Annotated in this window: 21 protein-coding genes, 1 tRNA gene and 1 pseudogene; 9 read left to right on the forward strand and 14 right to left on the reverse strand. The window is 68.9% G+C overall.

Going from position 1 to position 16,640, the window contains the following annotated elements:
• The first annotated feature begins 45 nt into the window (after window positions 1–45).
• Window positions 46–507 (forward strand): GNAT family N-acetyltransferase, encoded by a 462-nt coding sequence (locus B0F77_RS27530; RefSeq protein ID WP_086665886.1) that lies wholly within the window; start codon window positions 46–48, stop codon window positions 505–507.
• Here the strand turns inward: B0F77_RS27530 and B0F77_RS27535 are convergent.
• Both B0F77_RS27535 and B0F77_RS27540 read right to left on the reverse strand, forming a co-directional pair.
• A complete protein-coding gene (locus B0F77_RS27535) occupies window positions 462–1,319 on the reverse strand; it encodes an oxygenase MpaB family protein (protein ID WP_245848705.1) in 858 nt (285 codons plus the stop codon). The genes B0F77_RS27530 and B0F77_RS27535 overlap by 46 nt on opposite strands.
• A gap of 67 nt (window positions 1,320–1,386) precedes the next feature.
• Window positions 1,387–1,459: transfer RNA gene (locus B0F77_RS27540), tRNA-Asn, on the reverse strand.
• Window positions 1,460–1,602: 143 nt separating this feature from the next.
• Between B0F77_RS27540 and B0F77_RS27545 the strand changes: the two genes are divergently transcribed.
• Window positions 1,603–1,884, forward strand: coding sequence for a YtxH domain-containing protein (locus B0F77_RS27545; RefSeq protein WP_086665887.1), 282 nt, complete (start codon window positions 1,603–1,605; stop codon window positions 1,882–1,884).
• Window positions 1,885–1,890: 6 nt separating this feature from the next.
• Here the strand turns inward: B0F77_RS27545 and B0F77_RS27550 are convergent, their stop codons facing one another.
• Genes B0F77_RS27550 through dnaG form a run of 3 tightly spaced genes read right to left on the reverse strand, consistent with a single transcriptional unit; the run spans window position 1,891 to window position 5,036 of the window.
• The gene (locus tag B0F77_RS27550) at window positions 1,891–2,631 is read right to left on the reverse strand and encodes a trans-aconitate 2-methyltransferase (RefSeq protein ID WP_086665888.1); all 741 of its coding nucleotides are present in this window, start codon (window positions 2,629–2,631) and stop codon (window positions 1,891–1,893) included.
• A gap of 24 nt (window positions 2,632–2,655) precedes the next feature.
• A complete protein-coding gene (locus B0F77_RS27555) occupies window positions 2,656–3,147 on the reverse strand; it encodes a hypothetical protein (RefSeq protein WP_086665889.1) in 492 nt (163 codons plus the stop codon).
• Window positions 3,147–5,036 (reverse strand): DNA primase, encoded by a 1,890-nt coding sequence (gene dnaG / locus B0F77_RS27560; protein ID WP_086665890.1) that lies wholly within the window; start codon window positions 5,034–5,036, stop codon window positions 3,147–3,149. Before dnaG ends, B0F77_RS27555 begins: the two co-directional genes overlap by 1 nt.
• A 26-nt stretch (window positions 5,037–5,062) precedes the next feature.
• Here dnaG and B0F77_RS27565 point away from each other — a divergent pair, with 26 nt between their 5' ends.
• Complete coding sequence (locus tag B0F77_RS27565; RefSeq protein ID WP_425435729.1) at window positions 5,063–5,935, forward strand: sigma-70 family RNA polymerase sigma factor; 873 nt, start codon at window positions 5,063–5,065, stop codon at window positions 5,933–5,935.
• 13 nt (window positions 5,936–5,948) lie between these two features.
• On the opposite strand, the gene B0F77_RS27570 is transcribed toward B0F77_RS27565, so the two are convergent.
• Both B0F77_RS27570 and B0F77_RS27575 read right to left on the reverse strand, forming a co-directional pair.
• Window positions 5,949–6,761 (reverse strand): class I SAM-dependent methyltransferase, encoded by an 813-nt coding sequence (locus B0F77_RS27570; RefSeq protein WP_245848706.1) that lies wholly within the window; start codon window positions 6,759–6,761, stop codon window positions 5,949–5,951.
• A 4-nt stretch (window positions 6,762–6,765) separates the two neighbouring features.
• Window positions 6,766–7,323, reverse strand: a complete 558-nt coding sequence (locus B0F77_RS27575) for a carboxymuconolactone decarboxylase family protein (protein WP_086665892.1) — start codon at window positions 7,321–7,323, stop codon at window positions 6,766–6,768.
• A gap of 96 nt (window positions 7,324–7,419) precedes the next feature.
• Between B0F77_RS27575 and B0F77_RS27580 the strand changes: the two genes are divergently transcribed.
• Window positions 7,420–7,599, forward strand: coding sequence for a hypothetical protein (locus B0F77_RS27580; protein ID WP_030472123.1), 180 nt, complete (start codon window positions 7,420–7,422; stop codon window positions 7,597–7,599).
• On the opposite strand, the gene B0F77_RS27585 is transcribed toward B0F77_RS27580, so the two are convergent.
• The 4 genes from B0F77_RS27585 to B0F77_RS27600 form a co-directional block, all read right to left on the reverse strand.
• Window positions 7,596–8,114: a Scr1 family TA system antitoxin-like transcriptional regulator gene (locus tag B0F77_RS27585; RefSeq protein WP_086665893.1), complete on the reverse strand. Its 519-nt coding sequence runs from the start codon at window positions 8,112–8,114 to the stop codon at window positions 7,596–7,598. The genes B0F77_RS27580 and B0F77_RS27585 overlap by 4 nt on opposite strands.
• A 79-nt stretch (window positions 8,115–8,193) precedes the next feature.
• On the reverse strand, window positions 8,194–9,201 hold the full coding sequence (locus tag B0F77_RS27590) for a serpin family protein (RefSeq protein ID WP_086665894.1): 1,008 nt from the start codon (window positions 9,199–9,201) through the stop codon (window positions 8,194–8,196).
• A gap of 242 nt (window positions 9,202–9,443) precedes the next feature.
• Window positions 9,444–10,682 (reverse strand): deoxyguanosinetriphosphate triphosphohydrolase, encoded by a 1,239-nt coding sequence (locus B0F77_RS27595; RefSeq protein WP_086665895.1) that lies wholly within the window; start codon window positions 10,680–10,682, stop codon window positions 9,444–9,446.
• On the reverse strand, window positions 10,682–11,356 hold the full coding sequence (locus B0F77_RS27600; protein WP_086665896.1) for a YdcF family protein: 675 nt from the start codon (window positions 11,354–11,356) through the stop codon (window positions 10,682–10,684). The genes B0F77_RS27595 and B0F77_RS27600 overlap by 1 nt, the downstream gene beginning before the upstream one ends.
• A 65-nt stretch (window positions 11,357–11,421) precedes the next feature.
• On the opposite strand from B0F77_RS27600, the gene B0F77_RS27605 reads away from it, so the two are divergent.
• Window positions 11,422–12,153, forward strand: coding sequence for a Type 1 glutamine amidotransferase-like domain-containing protein (locus B0F77_RS27605; RefSeq protein WP_086665916.1), 732 nt, complete (start codon window positions 11,422–11,424; stop codon window positions 12,151–12,153).
• 16 nt (window positions 12,154–12,169) lie between these two features.
• Window positions 12,170–13,069 carry a serine hydrolase gene (locus B0F77_RS27610; RefSeq protein WP_158102840.1) on the forward strand — a complete coding sequence of 300 codons (900 nt, stop codon included), beginning with the start codon at window positions 12,170–12,172 and terminating at the stop codon, window positions 13,067–13,069.
• Between the two features lie 21 nt (window positions 13,070–13,090).
• On the opposite strand, the gene B0F77_RS27615 is transcribed toward B0F77_RS27610, so the two are convergent.
• Window positions 13,091–13,585 (reverse strand): hypothetical protein, encoded by a 495-nt coding sequence (locus B0F77_RS27615; RefSeq protein WP_086665898.1) that lies wholly within the window; start codon window positions 13,583–13,585, stop codon window positions 13,091–13,093.
• A gap of 37 nt (window positions 13,586–13,622) precedes the next feature.
• Window positions 13,623–15,008, reverse strand: a complete 1,386-nt coding sequence (locus B0F77_RS27620; RefSeq protein WP_086665917.1) for a glycine--tRNA ligase — start codon at window positions 15,006–15,008, stop codon at window positions 13,623–13,625.
• Between the two features lie 93 nt (window positions 15,009–15,101).
• Here B0F77_RS27620 and B0F77_RS27625 point away from each other — a divergent pair, with 93 nt between their 5' ends.
• Window positions 15,102–15,779 (forward strand): hypothetical protein, encoded by a 678-nt coding sequence (locus B0F77_RS27625; protein ID WP_086665899.1) that lies wholly within the window; start codon window positions 15,102–15,104, stop codon window positions 15,777–15,779.
• Here the strand turns inward: B0F77_RS27625 and B0F77_RS27630 are convergent.
• Entirely contained in the window at window positions 15,766–16,140 is a 375-nt protein-coding gene (locus B0F77_RS27630; protein WP_086665900.1) for an antibiotic biosynthesis monooxygenase, read from the reverse strand. The two genes, B0F77_RS27625 and B0F77_RS27630, sit on opposite strands and share 14 nt — an antisense overlap.
• Window positions 16,141–16,157: 17 nt before the next feature.
• Here B0F77_RS27630 and B0F77_RS27635 point away from each other — a divergent pair, with 17 nt between their 5' ends.
• Window positions 16,158–16,436 carry a hypothetical protein gene (locus B0F77_RS27635; RefSeq protein ID WP_245848710.1) on the forward strand — a complete coding sequence of 93 codons (279 nt, stop codon included), beginning with the start codon at window positions 16,158–16,160 and terminating at the stop codon, window positions 16,434–16,436.
• An 11-nt stretch (window positions 16,437–16,447) separates the two neighbouring features.
• A pseudogene (locus B0F77_RS27640) lies at window positions 16,448–16,640 on the forward strand (ArsR/SmtB family transcription factor); the annotation flags it as partial.

Genomic DNA, 16,640 nt, shown 5'->3' on the forward strand with positions numbered 1-16,640 from the left:
CGGGCCTTGCGCGCCCCCGTGGCGAGCGACACATAGGCTGCACGCGTGCGTTTGACCCTCCGCGACTTCACCCCGGCGGACGAGCCCGAGGTGCTGAGGCTGTTCGCTGACTGCGACGACTGGTTCCAGATTGCCACGGGACACCCGTCCGGGCCCGGTGACGTGCAGAGCCTCTTCTACGCGTTGCCGGAGGGGGTGGCGTTCGAGCAGAAGCACCTGCTGATCGCCCAGGCCGAAGGCATGATCGGGTTCGTCGACCTGGTGCTGGACCATCCGGCGCCGAACCACGCCAGCGTCGGGTTCTTCCTCGTGCCGCGGGATCTGCGCAGGTGGGGCATCGGCCGGGAGATGGTCAGGGCGCTCACCGAACGCTTCCCGAGCCTCACGCACGTGCACGCGAGGCTCGACGACTTCAAGCCCGGCAACGAGTTCCTCAAGGCCATGGGCTTCACGCTGAACGGTCAGAGCGCGGTGCTGGAGATCGCTCCGAGGTCCGACGGCCGGTAGCCGTCCGGGTAGCCGGGATACGTGCGGTTGCGCGCTCGAGTGAGCTTCAACGAACGGCGCACCGGCATGCGCCGCACCACCAGGGCCCGCACGCGCAGCGCCAGCCGTCCCACCGCGCCGACCCAGGCCGGCGGCGCGGTGAACCCGAACGCGCGCACCATCAGCGGGTCCAGCATCGCGACCACGGCGCGTGAGACCACCGGCCGGGCGAAGGACGGGTACCAGGAGCAGAACAGGTCGAGCGTGTACTGGCCGATGCGCCGGTTCGACTCGGCGAACACGAAGTGCGACCGCTCGTAGGCCTCCTTGAAGGCCCGGAACTCGGCGAAGTCCACCGGGATGGCACGAATCCCCATCCGGGTACCGACCGCGCGGTAGAAGTGGAACGCGGCCAGCTGTTCGTTGCGGGTCAACGGTCGCCAGCCGTAGCGCGACAACCACTCGATCGGGTCGTAGATGAACGTCGACAGCACGTACAGCATGTCGTCGTTCGAGATGTCGTAACGGCCGTGCTGCCGGTTGACGACTCGCAATGCCTCACGTCCGCGCGGGGAGTCGTAGCCGTGCTCCACGAGTTCGGCCATCAGGACCGCGGTGTCGTCATAACGCTTCTGCGGACGGCGTTCGAACTCGCCGGTGCGTTCCAGCAGGCCCGAGATCGTCGGGACGCAGTACGTGCGGAACAGCGCCATCTCCAACGACTTCTGGTAGTCCCACGGGAAGTCGAAGCCGGCCGAGATCCGCATGATCTCCTCGTGGTCGGCTACCGGGTCCAGAGAGGAGATGCGGCGGAGGTTCGTGAAACGGGGCACACGCCCAACGTCACCTATGGGGGCCAAAACCAAAAGACCCCAGTCGGAGGACTAGGGTCTTGGGAAGCTCCCCCAACTGGACTCGAACCAGTAACCCTGCGATTAACAGTCGCATGCTCTGCCAATTGAGCTATGGGGGAATGTTCTGTTGTGTCTTGCCTGCCAGGCTTGGTTCCTCCTGACAGTGGGTAACTCTACATGGTCTGCAAAACGGGTTCTGCAACCACCCCCCACTTTGCGGCAAGATAGGGCCTGACCAGGCACGATGTGAGAGGAGACCCGCATGAAGGGCATCTTGGTCGGTGCGGCGATCGGCTACGTGCTCGGCGCGAAGGCCGGACGTGAGCGCTACGACCAGATCGTGCGCCTTTGGCACCGCTTCACCTCCAACCCCACGGTGCGCCGGACGGCGAGCCAGGCCAAGGACAAGGCGTTCGAGGCCGCCCACCAGGCAAAAGACCTGGCCGCGGACGCTGCGGAGAAGGCGGCGGAGAAGGCTCCGTGGCGGCACCAGGAGGAGGCCAACGGGCGTCCCGTCACGCCTCCGGCCACACCTCGGGCGTGACGATCTTCACACTCGCGCCACCGCGAAGATCCGCCTGAACGGGAACCACGTCGTGCCGTCGGCTCGCTGCGGGTACGCCTCGCGCAGCCGCGGCGCGAGTTCCGCGACATACGCCTCCCAGTCCGAAGAGGACAGTGCGGCGCGCACCGGCCGCAAAGCCGTGCCGCTCACCCATTCGAGCACTGGGTCGGGTCCGGACAGCCGCTGCACGTACGTGGTTTCCCAGGCGTCCACAGCGGAGCAGTCAGCCAGCAACGAGGCGTACTCGACCGGCTCCAGAACCGGTTTCTCCGCCCGGAAAACGTGCTCCAGCCCCGGACCGGCCACCTCCCGGATCAAGCGGTGTGAGGCGTCCGCGTAGTTGCCGGGCACCTGGAACGCCAGCCACGCGCCCGAAGGCAGTGCGGAAGCCCACCGCGACACGATCGAGGGATGCGCCGGCACCCACTGCAGCACCGCGTTGGACACCACGACATCGGTGTCCGGCAACGGTTCCCACGTCGTCACGTCGTCGACGCGCGCGTCCACTCCCGCGGCCTGGGCGGCCTCGACCATCTCCGGCGAGGAGTCGAACGCCTCGACCACGGCGGAAGGCCACCGCGAGGACAACGTCACGGTCAGATTGCCGGGCCCGCAGCCCACGTCGACCACGCGGCGAGGCTCCGCGGCCCCCACCCGTGCCAGGAGTTCGTAGAACGGCCGCGCCCGGTGATCGGCGAAGGCCAGGTACTGCGCCGGATCCCACATGCGGCTAACAGTACACGCGTACTGCTAGCCCGCAAGCCTCGCGGCGAACGCCGAAACGGCCTCCCGCACGGAGGCGAGATCCACTCCAGCGTCCCCGCGCGCCTGCCACACGACGCCGTCCTGGCCGGGGATCTTGCGCTGCAGGATCCACACACCGGGCGACTCGACGCGCTCGCGGTGCCGGATCGACCCCTCCACGCGCTGACTGATCGCCCGCAGCACGCGGCCGGGGTCGTCCACGGCGAACCGTTGCGCGGGAAGGTCTTCGAGCAGCACGACCGGCCCCTCGGTCGAAGCCTCGGTCGCCTCGACCACCCGCAGCGCGCCTTCCCACTTCACCTTGCTGATCAGGTGCCACCCGATCCGGCGCGGCCCCGGCACCCACAGCCCGAGCGACGTCACGACCAGATGGCCGTCCTGCACGGGTGCGAAAGCGATCACCGTCTCGTCGGGTTCCAACGTGCCGGTGAACCCGTCCGGCGCACCAGAGCCGAACAACCGCCGAAACAGCCCCACTACAGCACTCCAGCGCTCTGCTGCAGGAGCGCCTTGCGGTACTCCTCCAGCGCCACCAGGTCGCCCCACAGCGACCGGTACTCGTCGGCGTCCTTGATCGGCGACAACCGGCGCAGCCGCGACTTCACGTCCTCGACCTGCTTGCCGACCTGCACCTCCTGCAGCCGCGCGATCACCATCGACACGTAGCGGAACTCGTCGTTCTGCTTGACGGTCAACGGTTCCACCGCGAGCTCGGTCAGCACGGACCGCACCGACGCGTGCGAGCACGCCTGCGAGATCGCGTCCAGGTACGCCGTGCCCGCGAGCCCGGAGGACGCGCCACCGGCGGCGCGGATCGCGCGGTGCAGCGCCACGTACGCGGGGTCCGTGAACGCCTCGTCGGGCAGCGAGTCGTACAGCGGGCCGGCGTACTCGGGCAGCCGCAGCGCGACCTTGAGCACTTCGCGCTCGGGCAGCAGTCGCGGGTCGCGCGGGTTCGGCCGGGCCGGTCCGTCGACCTCCACGCCCAGTGCCATCTGGTTCGGGTCGACGCGTTGTGCCGCAGCGACGGGCGCCTTGCCGCCGGAGACCTGCCGGACCCGGCGCACGACCATCGCCTCGTCGTCCCAGCCGACCCACCAGGCGAGCCGCGTCGCGTACCCGTCCCGCTTGGCGCGGTCCTTGATCTGCGCGACGAACGGCACCATCTTCTTCAACGCCTCGACGCGGCCGTCCACGGAGTCGAGGTCGTACGCCTTGAGCTGCGCCTTGATCGCGAACTCGATCAACGGCGTGCGCCGCGCCACCAGGTCGCGCACCGCCACGTCGCCCTTGGCCTGCCGCAGCTCGCACGGGTCCATGCCGTCCGGCGCCACCGCGATGTAGGTCTGCGCGGAGAACTGCTGCTCGCCGTCGAACGCCTTCAGCGCGGCCTTCTGGCCGGCCTCGTCGCCGTCGAAGGTGAAGATGACCTCGCCGTTCACGTCGTCGTCGATCAGCAGCCTGCGCAGCACGTTCATGTGGTCGGTGCCGAACGCCGTGCCGCACGACGCGACCGCCGTCGGCACGCCGGCCAGGTGCATCGCCATCACGTCGGTGTAGCCCTCGACGATGACCGCCTGCTTGCGCTTCGCGATCTCCCGCTTGGCCTGGTCGAGCCCGAACAGCACCTGCGACTTCTTGTAGATCATCGACTCGCTGGTGTTGAGGTACTTCGCCTGGATCGGGTCGTCGTCGAAGATCCGCCGCGCGCCGAACCCGACGACGTCGCCGCTGATCTCCTTGATCGGCCACAGCAGCCGCCGGTGGAACCGGTCGATCGGGCCCTGCTTGCCCTCCTTGGTGAGCTGCGACTTGATCAGCTCCGGCAGCTCGAACCCGCGCCCCAGCAGGTGTTTGGTGAGCTTGTCCCAGCCGCCGGGCGCGAACCCGCAGCCGAACTGGCGCGCCGCGGCCTCGTCGAACCCGCGCTCGGCCAGGAACTCGCGTGCCTGCTGCGCCTCGGGCGTCGCCAGCTGCTCGGCGTAGTACTCGGCCGCCGCCTTGTGCGCCTCGATGAGCCTGCTGCGGGTGCCGCGGTCGCGCTGGATCGTGGCGCCGCCGCCCTCGTAGACGAGCTGGATGCCCGCCCGGTCCGCGAGCCGTTCGACGGCCTCCACGAACGACAGGTGCTCGACCTTCATCACGAAGGCGATCACGTCGCCGCCCTCACCGCAGCCGAAGCAGTGGAACGTGCCGTGCGACGGGCGCACGTTGAACGACGGCGTCTTCTCGTCGTGGAAGGGGCACAACCCCTTGAGTGCGCCACCGCCGGCCCGCTTCAGCGAGACCTGGTCACCGACCACCTCGTCGATTCGGCTGCGCTCACGCACCAACGCGATGTCGCTCTCCCTGATGCGTCCTGCCACGTCCCCGAGTCTAATCCCCTGGCAAACTGCCACCCGTGACCGCGGCCGACGACTTCGGACTTCATCGAACGCACCTCATGGGCGTCGCGTACCGGCTGACCGGCAGCGTTGCCGACGCCGAGGACGCCGTGCAGGAGGCGTGGCTGCGCTTCTCGGCGGCCGAGGGCATCCGGGATCTGCGCGGCTGGCTCACGACCGTGGTGAGCCGCATCTGCCTCGACCGGCTGCGGTCCGCGGCCGTGCGCCGGGAGACCTACGTGGGCTCGTGGCTGCCGGAACCGCTGCTCACGACCGGTGAGGACGCGGACCCGCTGGCGTCCGTCGTGCGGGACGACGGCGTGCGCATGGCGGCGCTGGTCGTGCTCGACCGGCTCACCCCGGACCAGCGTGTCGCGTTCGTGCTGCACGACGCGTTCTCCTTGCCGTTCAACGAGATCGCCGACGTGCTGCAGGTCTCGGAGGCCTCCGCGCGCCAGCACGCCTCCCGCGCCCGCAAGGCCGTCGCGGACGCCGAGCCACCGCCCCGCGCCGCGCTGGCGGAGCAGCAGGAGGTGCTGGAGAAGTTCCTGCGCGCCATGGCCGGCGGGGACATCGACAGCGTGCTCGAACTGCTGCATCCGGACGCGGTGATGATCGGCGACGGCGGCGGCAAGGTGCGCACCGCGGTCAACACGATCACCGGCGCGGACAAGGTGGCCCGTTTCTTCCTCGGCCTGATGCGCAAGTACGGCTATCCGGAGGAGCAACGGCCGGTGTTCGTCAACGGCGAACTCGGCATGGCCCTTCCCGCGTACGGCGAGGTGTCCGCGCGTGTGACGTCGTTCACCGTGCACGAGGGCAAGGTCGTGGCCGTCTACGACATCGCGAACCCGGACAAGCTCACGCACGTGGCGTTCTGACCGGAGTCCCTGATCACCACCGCATTCGCAGCACTTTCCCGACGTCGCGGAGCTTCGGGATCGCGCTGACGACCTTCATCTGAATCCTGCCGGACCTGGGCAACGCGTCCAGGTGCGGCAGATCCACGCTGCGCCAGGCGTCCACAGTGGTCAGTCCGGGTCGCAGCGTCTCGATCTCGCGCGGATCGTCGACACCCCAGTGCAACGTCGCCCCGGCGTTGCGCACGGCCGGAACGAGCTTCTGCAGCTTGATCCCCCACGAGCCGTAGACGTCGAACAACAGCTCACCAGCGGCGAACCGGCTGGTGATCCGGCTGATCAACGCGTGGCCCTCCGCCTGCGTGAGGTACATCGAGAGCCCCTCGAAGACGGCCACCACCGGGCGATCGGCGGGCACCTCCGCGAGCCACGCGTCCTCGGTGACCGACGACGCCACGAGCCGGTAGTCGCCGCTCGGTACGGGCAACAGCTTGTGCCGCAACGCGACGACGTCCGGCATGTCGACGTCGACCCACCGCACGCTGTCCGGCCGTTCGATCCGGTGCACGCGGGTGTCCAGCCCGCAGGCCAGGTGCAGCACGGTGCACGACGGGTTGCGCCGGATGAAGTCCCGCGTCCAGTCGTCGAGCGTCTTCGCCCGGATGGCGACGCCGACCGCGGTCGTCGTGGTCATCCCGGTCTTGCTGAAGTCGTAGTCGATGCGGTCGACCGCACGCTGCGCCTCGTCGTCGTGCAGCACCGAGGTGGCCCGCCCGCTGTCCAGCGCCCGGCCGTACAGCGTGGCGAGCATGGTCTCCTGCGCACCCGTCAGGGTGATCTTCTCCACTTGCCTATTTTGTCGGCACCCGGCAGGCGTCACCACTGGTGAATCCCTGGTCCTTGATCTCGAACGCGCTGTTGAACCGCGCCCGCTGGTTCTCCAGCGCGATCTGGTAGGTCAGCGCGATGAGTTCCTTGCGTCCCAGCAGCTTCTCCAGCTCGGCGACCTGCTCGTCCGTGACGCTGACGGGCGTGTCGGTCATCGCGTCGGCGTAGGCGAGCGCCTTGCGTTCGAGGTCGGTGAAGAGTTCCGAAGTGGCGTACGAGTCGATGTGCTTCAACCGCTCGATGTCCAGGCCACCGTGCTTCATCAGCATCGCGCCGAAGTCCACGCACCACGAGCAGCCGAGCTTCACGGCCGTGCGGTACACGCAGAGCTCGAACAACGGCCCGTGGACCGCCTTCTTGACCGCCAGTTCGTGCCGGCCGCTCGCGATCAGCAGCTTCGGGTGGTGCGCCATCACCGTGACCGGCTCCGGCACCGCGCCGAACTCCCTGCGCGCGAACCAGTACAGGGCCTTCGTGAGCAGGCCCGCGTCCTTCTTGGTGACTCCCTGGATCCTCGTCATGCCGTGTGGACGAGGCAGCCCAGCAGAACGTGACAGCCAGAATGTGACACCTTTGGGTGACTGGGTTGCGAGGCGGCCAGCTCATAGGGTCCATCCATGAGCAACGACTTCGTGCTGGACATCGATCACGAGTCGGCCGGCCTGCTGGCGGGGACATTGCTGGCGGGCGACTCGTGTGCGGTGCCGGTGCGTCACCAGAACGTCCGACTGCTGCTGTGCGCGCTGCCCGGCGAGGACGGCATGCGGCTGTTCCTGCGTCGCAACACGCCGAACTAACGGTCGTACACGGCCACGTACTCCATGAGCAGGTCGCGTGAACGCTCGTTGTCGAGCGCGACGGCGTGCATGCGCTGAAAGACCAGCACGGCCCGTTCGACGGTCGCCGCGTCGCTGACGAGCGCCCAGTTCGCGAGGTAGACCAGCGGCGGCTCGTGCTCGTACTGGATCAGCGCGTAGTCCAGCCCGACCGCCGCCGCCCCGCCCGCGCTGGCCGGCACGATCCGGATCGACGGCGCGTGGAACAGCAGGTGCAGGACCTGGTCCTCCATCAGCCGGTTGTTGCCCACCACGGTGCGCAGCGCGTACTCGTGGATGAAGAACACGCACTGCGGCAGCACGCCGTCGCGCTGCAGGTCCGGCGACGGGGTGAGACCCAGCGCGCTCGCCAGTGCCTTCGAGTAGCACTCGGTCCGCAGGAGGACGGGAATGGTGACGCCGCTGAAGCAGGTGATCCGCGTGGCGCCCGCCGTGGCGAGCACCACGATCTGCTCGCCGGCACCGTGCTGGGTCATGCCTGGAACGGTAAAGCCATGATCATGATCTCGCCGCGCGAAACGCTCGCCCATCAGGGCGAATGCGGCCAGAAAATGATCACGGACGGGCTACCTGCGCGAGGAAGTAGACCGCGCCGGACCGGGCGTGCCGCACGGCCAGCAGGAACGGCCGGTCGACGTTCACCACGATCGGCTCTGCCGGGATCTCGATCGACACCGTCCGGAACGTGATCGCCGTGGCCGCCGCACCCTCCAGCCCCTCCTCGTCCAGGCGCAGCACGGCCTCGTGGATCACCTCGTCGACGAACAGCCGCTCGTCCGGCGAGAGCCCGCTGAAGTCGGCGTCGCGCGCGAACATGCGCCGGACCCCCAGCCGTTCCAGGACACCCTTGAGCTGGAACTTCTCCCGAACGTCCACTTTGGGCAGTGACAGCTCCAGGTTCACCCGGTTCGTGGCCTGGAAGACCGACGGGTCGAGCGGCTGTTCCAGCGAGGTGTCCGGCAGCAGGATCACGGCCTCGACACCGGAGTCCGCCGGCAACACGACGGTCTGCCAGCCGTTGCGGTGGGCGTAGCGGAACTTCTCGGTCACCTTCATCGTTGGCACGGAGATGTCACCGCCGGGCGCGTGGAACGGCTGGTCCGCGGTGTCCCAGGCGGCGAACGGGTTGAGCCAGCCCACCTTGAGGTACAGCGCGTTGACGATGATCGCCGCGGCCATCGCGGACGGCGGCTCCGTCAGCAGTTCGGGGATCAGGCCGCGGGTGGTCTCGGCGACGTCGGCGTTGACCAGCTTGCGGACCGTGGCGGGGTCGGAGAACGCCGTGCGGCGCACCGAGGAGGTCAGCGAGAAGTCCGGGTTCAGTTTCAGGTAGTCGTCGGCCCACAGGGTGTTCGCGACGGCCAGTTCCGGCACGTCCAGCGCGTCCGAGGGGTCGAAGCCGGCCAGGAACGCCTCGAGCTCGGCACGGGTCTCGCCGCGGGCCGCCTCGCGGGCCAACGCGAGCGCGCTGGCCACCGAGAACGGTGACCAGCACGCGTTGATGGACGGATCAGGTACGGCGACGCGGTGCATGTTCAGGGCGAAGTCGGCCTGATCGGTCACGGGAACTCCCCTATTGGCGTGGATCTGGCAGTGACATCACGATCGGATCTTCCGGGACGGGCCGCTCCCCCGCTCCTCCCATCGGCCCGAGAGGCTTGGGGTGACGGGGTTCGCGCACACCGGCGCTACCGTCGTCGTCATCCCCGCGGTCGTCGAAGCCCACGGGCACGGCTTCTCTGGCTGGTCTGCGCCATGGCCATCTTCGGCCTGGCGGTCTGGATTCGTCCGCCATGCCTTCGAAGCTACGCCGATGCGCGGTGCCAGGCCACGGCCTGCGCGTCGGTGAGCAGGGCGACCTGGTCGACGACGACGCGAAGCCGTGCCGCGTAAGAGGAAGCGGCGGCGAACACCGGGCGGAACGCGGGGTCGAGCAGCGTCGGGCGCTCCATCAGCCGGGTGACGAGGTCGGCGATCAGGTCGCGTTGCCGCGCCTGCATGGCCAGGCGGGCAGGGTCGCTCATCACGTACCGGACGGCCATCGCCTTGAGCAGCGCCACTTCCGCGGCCACCTGCCGGGGAATCTCCAGCGACGCCGAGTAGCGGGTGAGCGAGCCGTCACCGTGCACCTCGCGGGTCGCGGTGACGGCTGCCGAGGCGAACCTGCCGACCAGTTCGCTGGTGAGGTTCTTCAACGCGACCTGCGCGCCGAGCGAGCCGTCGTACTCGTGGTCCGTCCAGTACGCGATCACCGGCAGCGTGAGGAGTTCCTCGGCGGTGGCTTCGAGCGTGGTGACGGACTCGTCGGAGAACGTCTTCGCGGCGAGTGACGCGATGGCGCCGCGTTCGTCGGGACGGGCCAGCGCGCCGAGGCTGATGCGGTGGGCCAGCACGCCGTCCTCGACGTCGTGCACCGAGTACGCCACGTCGTCGGACCAGTCCATCACCTGTGCCTCGATGCACTGCGCTCGTTCCGGTGCGCCCGCGCGCATCCAGTCGAACACCTCGAGGTCGTCGTCGTACACGCCGAACTTCACCATGCCCGGCGTGCGCGTCCACGGGTATTTCGTCGACGCGTCGAGCACCGCGCGTGTGAGGTTCAGTCCGTGCGCGGTCTTCGGCTCCAGGCGGGCGAGGATGCGGAACGTCTGTGCGTTGCCCTCGAAGCCACCGCACGGACCCGCGAGTTCGTTCAGCGCCCTCTCGCCGTTGTGCCCGAACGGCGGATGCCCGATGTCGTGCGCGAGGCCGGCGGTGTCGACGATGTCCGGATCGCAGCCCAGTTCCTCACCGATGCCACGGCCGATCTGCGCCACCTCCAACGAGTGTGTGAGGCGCGTGCGCGGCACACCGGTGACTTCGGAGCCTTCACCGGGACCGACGACCTGGGTCTTGCCCGCGAGCCGGCGCAACGCCGCGGAGTGCAGCACGCGGGCCCGGTCCCGGGAGAACGGCGTGCGCGTGTCCTTGCGGGCACCCGGCAACGCGCCGCTCTTCGGGCCTTCTGGCAGCAGGCGCTCCTCGTCGTGGCCGGTGTATCCCATCAGCCGATTTTAGGCATTCTGAGCTCGTCGAACACGCCGGCGTGCGCCTTCATCAGGCGGTAGTACAGCAACGCTCCGGTCTCGCGCTTGATGTAGAACCACTGCGTCTCACGCGTCTGCACGTTCGGGCCGCTGCGGGTCGGCGACGTCCACGCGTGCAGACCGGCGTCCTCGGCCATCGTGCGGGCACGCAGCGAGTGCCAAGGGTCGCTGACGATCACGGCGGTCTTCAGGTCGCGTTCCTTGGCGACCGACGCGACGGCCCTGAGCGAGCCGAGCGTGTCCGCGCCCTCGCCGACCTGCAGCACGCGGTCCTCGGGAACCCCGCGCTTGACCAGCCACAGCTTGCCGACCTGGCCCTCGGTGAAGTTGTCGCCGGGCTGGCGGCCGCCGGTCGTGGCGATGTACCCGACGACGCCCGCTTTGTAGAGGCCGAGGGCGTGCTCCAGCCGGGCTTCGAGCACGTCGGACGGGACGCCGTTGTACTGCGCGGCGCCGAGGACGACGGCCAGATCGGCATTCGTCCAGTCGTCGACGCGCGCGACCTGCCACACCCGGAAAGCCGTGCCGCCCACCACGAGCACACCGACGATCAGCGCTCCGAAAAACAAGCGCAGCACGATCCGACGAATCCTGGCCAGTGGTTTGAGGGGTGGGGTCCGCACCCCATGCATGCTTCCAGAACCGGGCGGGCCCTGTTTGACGACCCTGCGTTGACGCCCCTGCGAGGATCATGGTCATGCCTGCTGAGCAGCCCACTGTCCTCGCCACCTCCGGCGGCCTGCGCTCCGGTCACCGGACCTTCGTCGAATTCGGCAAGCTGATCCACTTCGCGTTGGATCTGGCCGGCGTCGAGGGCCGCAAGCCGCGGCTCTGCTACGTCGGGACAGCCGGCGGCGACCAGCGAGCGATGAACGCGAACATGGCGGAAGCGGGCAGCATCGCGGGCGTCGAGGTGTCCGTCCTGAACCTGTTCACCATGCCGCCGACCGACGACCTCGAGAGCTACGTGCTGTCGAACGACGTCGTCTGGGTGGGCGGCGGCTCGGTCGCGAACCTGCTGGCGGTGTGGGAGGTGCACGGGCTCGGCGCGATCTTCCGCAAGGCGTGGGAGGCCGGTGTGGTGCTCAGCGGCGTGTCGGCGGGCTCGATCTGCTGGCACGCGGGCGGCGCCACCGACTCGTTCGGCCCGGACCTGCGGATCGTCACGAACGGCCTCGGCTTCCTGCCCTACGGCAACGGCGTGCACTACGACTCCGAGGAGCAGCGCCGCCCGAAGATCCACGAGGCCGTCGCCGCCGGGGTGCTGCCGACGACCTACTGCACCGACGACGGCGTCGGCCTGCTGTACCGGGGCACCGAGCTCGTCGAGGCGGTGACGGAACGCCCCGGTTCGGGCGCGTATGTCGTGGTCAGGGAGGAAGCTTCAGCAACCGCTCAGGAGGAAAAGCTCGACACCAGGCTCCTGTGACACGGAACTTGGAGGAGTGCGCTGGCTTCTGATCATCCTCCTCGCGGCGGGCGTTTTCGCCATTCCGGACGCCTCGCCGTGCCTGGCGCACGCGAAGCCCTCAACTGATATATCGCGCGGTCCCGATATATTGGATACGAATCCAGAATCCAATCCAGCATCCGAGCCTGACCCCGATATATCGCATACCAGTCCTGATATATCGGTGACCGCCGAACCGTCGGCGATATCCGATATGTCGGCGGCGGATCTGACCGCCGCGGCCGCGGCGGGTGGCAAGTCCGACGTCGGCGTCGCCGTCATGGACCTCGACTCCGGCCAGGTGGTCTCGGAGCAGGGCGACCAGCCGTTCTACTCGGCGTCGCTGTCGAAGCTGATCCTCGCCGTAGACGTGTTGCAACAGCCGTTTTCCGACGACGACGAGGACCTGATCCACCGCGCGTTGAGCGCGAGCGACGACGACGCGATGGACGTGCTGTGGACGAGGTTCGACGGCATGGACGCGATCGGCCGCGTCGCCGCCGAAGCCGGCCTGACCGGCACCCACGCCCCGGACGACCCGTCGCAGTGGGGTGAGGTCGTCATCACCGCGAACGACATGGTGCGGCTCTACCAGTACATCCTCGGCTCACCGGTGCGGGACACGATCGTCGCGGCGCTGTCGTCCGCGCCGGCCACCGCCGCCGACGGCTTCGACCAGGCGTTCGGCCTGCTCGGCATCACCGGGATCTACGCCAAGCAGGGCTGGATGTACTACCTGCCCAGCGACGTCTACCTGCACAGCGCGGGCGTCCTGGACAACCGCTACGCCGTCGCCGTGCTCACCACGAACCCGACCGGTTCCTGGACCACCGCCCGGCAGTCGATCGACGCCGTCACCAAGGCCGTCCTGGCGAAGCTCGGCGTCAACGGCTGACCTCAGACGACGAGCCCGGCCCTACCCGCGAAATCGCCCGAAGATGGTGCCTGAGACGACGAACGCGACCCCTCCCGCCCCACCGACCGCGACCAGCAACACCAGGTAGACCACCGTCCACACGGTGACCGGCGCGGGCGCCATCACCTCGGTGAAGCCCGCGATCAGCACGCAGACGATCGCACCGCCCCACCACACGCCGAGCAGGCGACGCACCAGGCGAGCGCCGTTCACGTCCACGTGCTCGCCCTGAGCGCACGAGCAGGCGGTCGCGAGGCCCAGCCCGGACAGCAGCGCCCAGAACGCGGCGATCCCGGCGATCAGCACGCCGATCACGTTGATCGGGCTTTCCGCGCTCGGCAGGGCGAGCCCGACCACGACGAGCGAGATCCCGAGCACCACCGCCGCACCGATCACGGGCAGGCCCGTCAGCGCGAGCCGCGCTCTGACCTGCCGGACGTGCGCGGCCGACACCCACACCCACCGCGGCGGCTCACCCCGGCCGATGACGATCATCGGCCGAGCGTCCCACCGCGGCGCTCGACGCGCCCGCTCAGCAGCCGATCAGGCGAGCGGCCAGGTAGGCCTCGAGCTGGTCCATCGCCACGCGCTCCTGCGACATCGTGTCGCGCTCCCGCACCGTCACGGCGAGGTCGGTGAGCGTGTCGAAGTCGACCGTCACGCAGAACGGCGTGCCGATCTCGTCCTGACGGCGGTAGCGGCGGCCGATCGCACCGGCGTCGTCGAAGTCGACGTTCCAGTTGCGGCGCAGCGCGGTCGCCAGGTCGCGGGCCTTCGGCGAGAGGTCGGCGTTGCGCGACAGCGGCAGCACCGCGACCTTCACCGGCGCGAGACGGCGGTCGAGCTTCAGCACGACGCGCTTGTCCACGCCGCCCTTGGCGTTCGGGGCCTCGTCCTCGGTGAACGCCTCCAGCAGGAACGCCATCATCGGGCGGCCGACACCGGCGGCCGGTTCGATGACGAACGGCTTGTAGCGCGAGTTCGTGGCCTGGTCGAAGTACGACAGGTCGACGCCCGAGTGGTTCGAGTGCGTGGTGAGGTCGAAGTCGGTGCGGTTCGCGATGCCTTCGAGCTCACCCCACTCCTGGCCGCCGAACTGGAAGCGGTACTCGATGTCGACGGTGCGCTTCGAGTAGTGGGAGAGCTTCTCCTTCGGGTGCTCGTAGTGCCGCAGGTTCTCCTTCGACACTCCGAGGTCCGTGTACCAGCGCGTGCGCTCGTCGATCCAGTACTGGTGCCACTCCTCGTCCGTCCCCGGCTCGACGAAGAACTCCATCTCCATCTGCTCGAACTCGCGGGTGCGGAAGATGAAGTTGCCGGGCGTGATCTCGTTGCGGAACGACTTGCCGATCTGGCCGATGCCGAACGGCGGCTTCTTGCGCGACGTCGTCTGCACGTTCAGGAAGTTCGTGAAGATGCCCTGCGCGGTCTCCGGGCGCAGGTAGTGCAGCCCCTCCTCGGTCTCGATCGGACCGAGGTGCGTCTTGAGCAGGCCGTTGAACATCTTCGGCTCGGTGTACTGGCCGCGCACGCCGCAGTTGGGGCACGGCACGTCCGACACGTCGCCCTCGGCGATCTCCTTGCCGGTGCGCTCGGCGTACTCCTCGGACAGCGTGTCCGCGCGGAACCGCTTGTGGCACGACTCGCACTCGACCAGCGGGTCGACGAACGCCTCGACGTGACCGGAGGCGACCCACACGTCACGCGGCAGGATCACCGACGAGTCCAGGCCCACGACGTCCTCGCGGCCCCGGACCATGAAGTTCCACCACTGGCGCTTGATGTTGTCCTTGAGCTCGACACCCAGGGGTCCGTAGTCCCACGCCGAGCGGGTACCGCCGTAGATCTCCCCACAGGGGTAGACGAACCCCCTGCGCTTGCAGAGGCTGACAACGGTCTCGATGCGATCGGCGGCCAACGGGAACTCCATCGGGGGAATGAGAATCGGGGGCCCAAGCCTAGCCCGTCACGTTGCGCCCCGAACGGGCGACCGGAGCCTTACGCTGCACGAATGGAAGACCGGCTGCGAGAGCTGTGGGACTTCGCCGACCTGGACGGCACCGAGGCGAGGTTCCGCGCGTTGCTCGACGACGTGGAGACCGACGACGAGCGCGCGGAGGTGCTGACCCAGCTCGCCCGCGTCGAGGGCCTGCGGGAGGACTTCGCCGCGGGACACGCTCTCGTCGACCAGGCGGACGTGCTCGCCGACGCCGACGGCACGGGCCGGGTGCGCGCGCTGCTCGAACGCGGGCGGCTCTTCCGCTCCGGCGGTGACGCCGAGAAGGCCCAGCCGCTGTTCGTGGCGTCGTTCGTGCTCGCGAAGAAGCACGGTGACCTGTGGCTCGCCGCCGACGCCGCGCACATGGTCGCGCTGGTCGACGACCCGGAGAAGTGGACCCAGGTCGGCCTGGACCTCATCGAGGAGCACCCGGAGCTGGAGCACTGGCTCGGGCCGCTCTACAACAACCTCGGCTGGCACCACTTCGAGAACGAGCGCTTCGACGCCGCGCTCGAGGCGTTCGAGAAGACGCCCGCTCCGTACGCGGCCTACGGCAGAGCCAAGACACTGCACCGGCTCGACCGTCCCGCGGAAGCCGCCCAGGCCGCGCGCGAGGCGTTGGAACTGCTGCCGGAAGGCTCCGACGAGGAGTTCCTCGAGGAGATGCGCAAGATCGCTAGCGAGGCTTAGCCGGCCCCGCCGCCTCGCCGAGCCGCACCGTGAACGCGTCCTCGGCGAGCAGACTCGTGTGCTCCTCGACCTGGCCGTCCACGCTGGTCAACGCCGGCTCGTACATGGCGGGCTCGTCGGTCAGCGCCTCGGACAGCAACGGGATCACGTGCTCGCGCACCGGGAACGGCGACATCGCCCGCCGGTAGGCCACCACGGACTCGAACTCGACCGTGAGCACCCACCGGTCGTCCTCGTCGGTGGACCGCGCCAGCGTGCCCCGTTCGCACCCCGGCTGCGCGGTCAGGAGCTTCAACGCCTGCTCAACGCGCGAGGTAAAAGTCTCGGGGTCGGATACGCGGAAACGGCACACCAGCAGCACGGTGCAAGGATGGCACGGTGACCTCCAAGCGCCCTCTCCTGCCCGGCGACGGCCCTCTCGCGCGCGTCCGCCCGGTGGTCGCGTTCGTTCTAGTGCTCGGGCTGTTCGTCACCGGCGTGCTCGTCGGCGGAACGGTCGGCGCGGCCCTGCTGGGCGTGCTGATCATCGGTGCCGGCGTGCTGCTGGCGGCCACCTGGAAGGTACTTTCCCCAGCTCAACGCACATTGCGCGTGGTGGTCCTGCTGGTACTGGTCGTCATCACCGTAGAATTGGTTGTGAAAATCCCTACCAGGTGAGGTGCGCCGCCATGACGGTACAGCTGCACGGCGAGCACTCCCCCGAACGCGCGGCCCCCGCGCCCGCCCCGACCCGCGCCGCGCACACCCTCGCCGAGGCAGGCGACCTGCTGCGCGCGCTGGCCGCCCCGGTCCGCATCGCCATCGTGCTGCAACTGCGCGAGCACGACCGCTGCGTACACGAACTGGTCGAGGCCCTGGGAG

The sequence above is a fragment of the Lentzea kentuckyensis genome (assembly GCF_002150765.1).
GTDB lineage: Bacteria > Actinomycetota > Actinomycetes > Mycobacteriales > Pseudonocardiaceae > Lentzea > Lentzea kentuckyensis.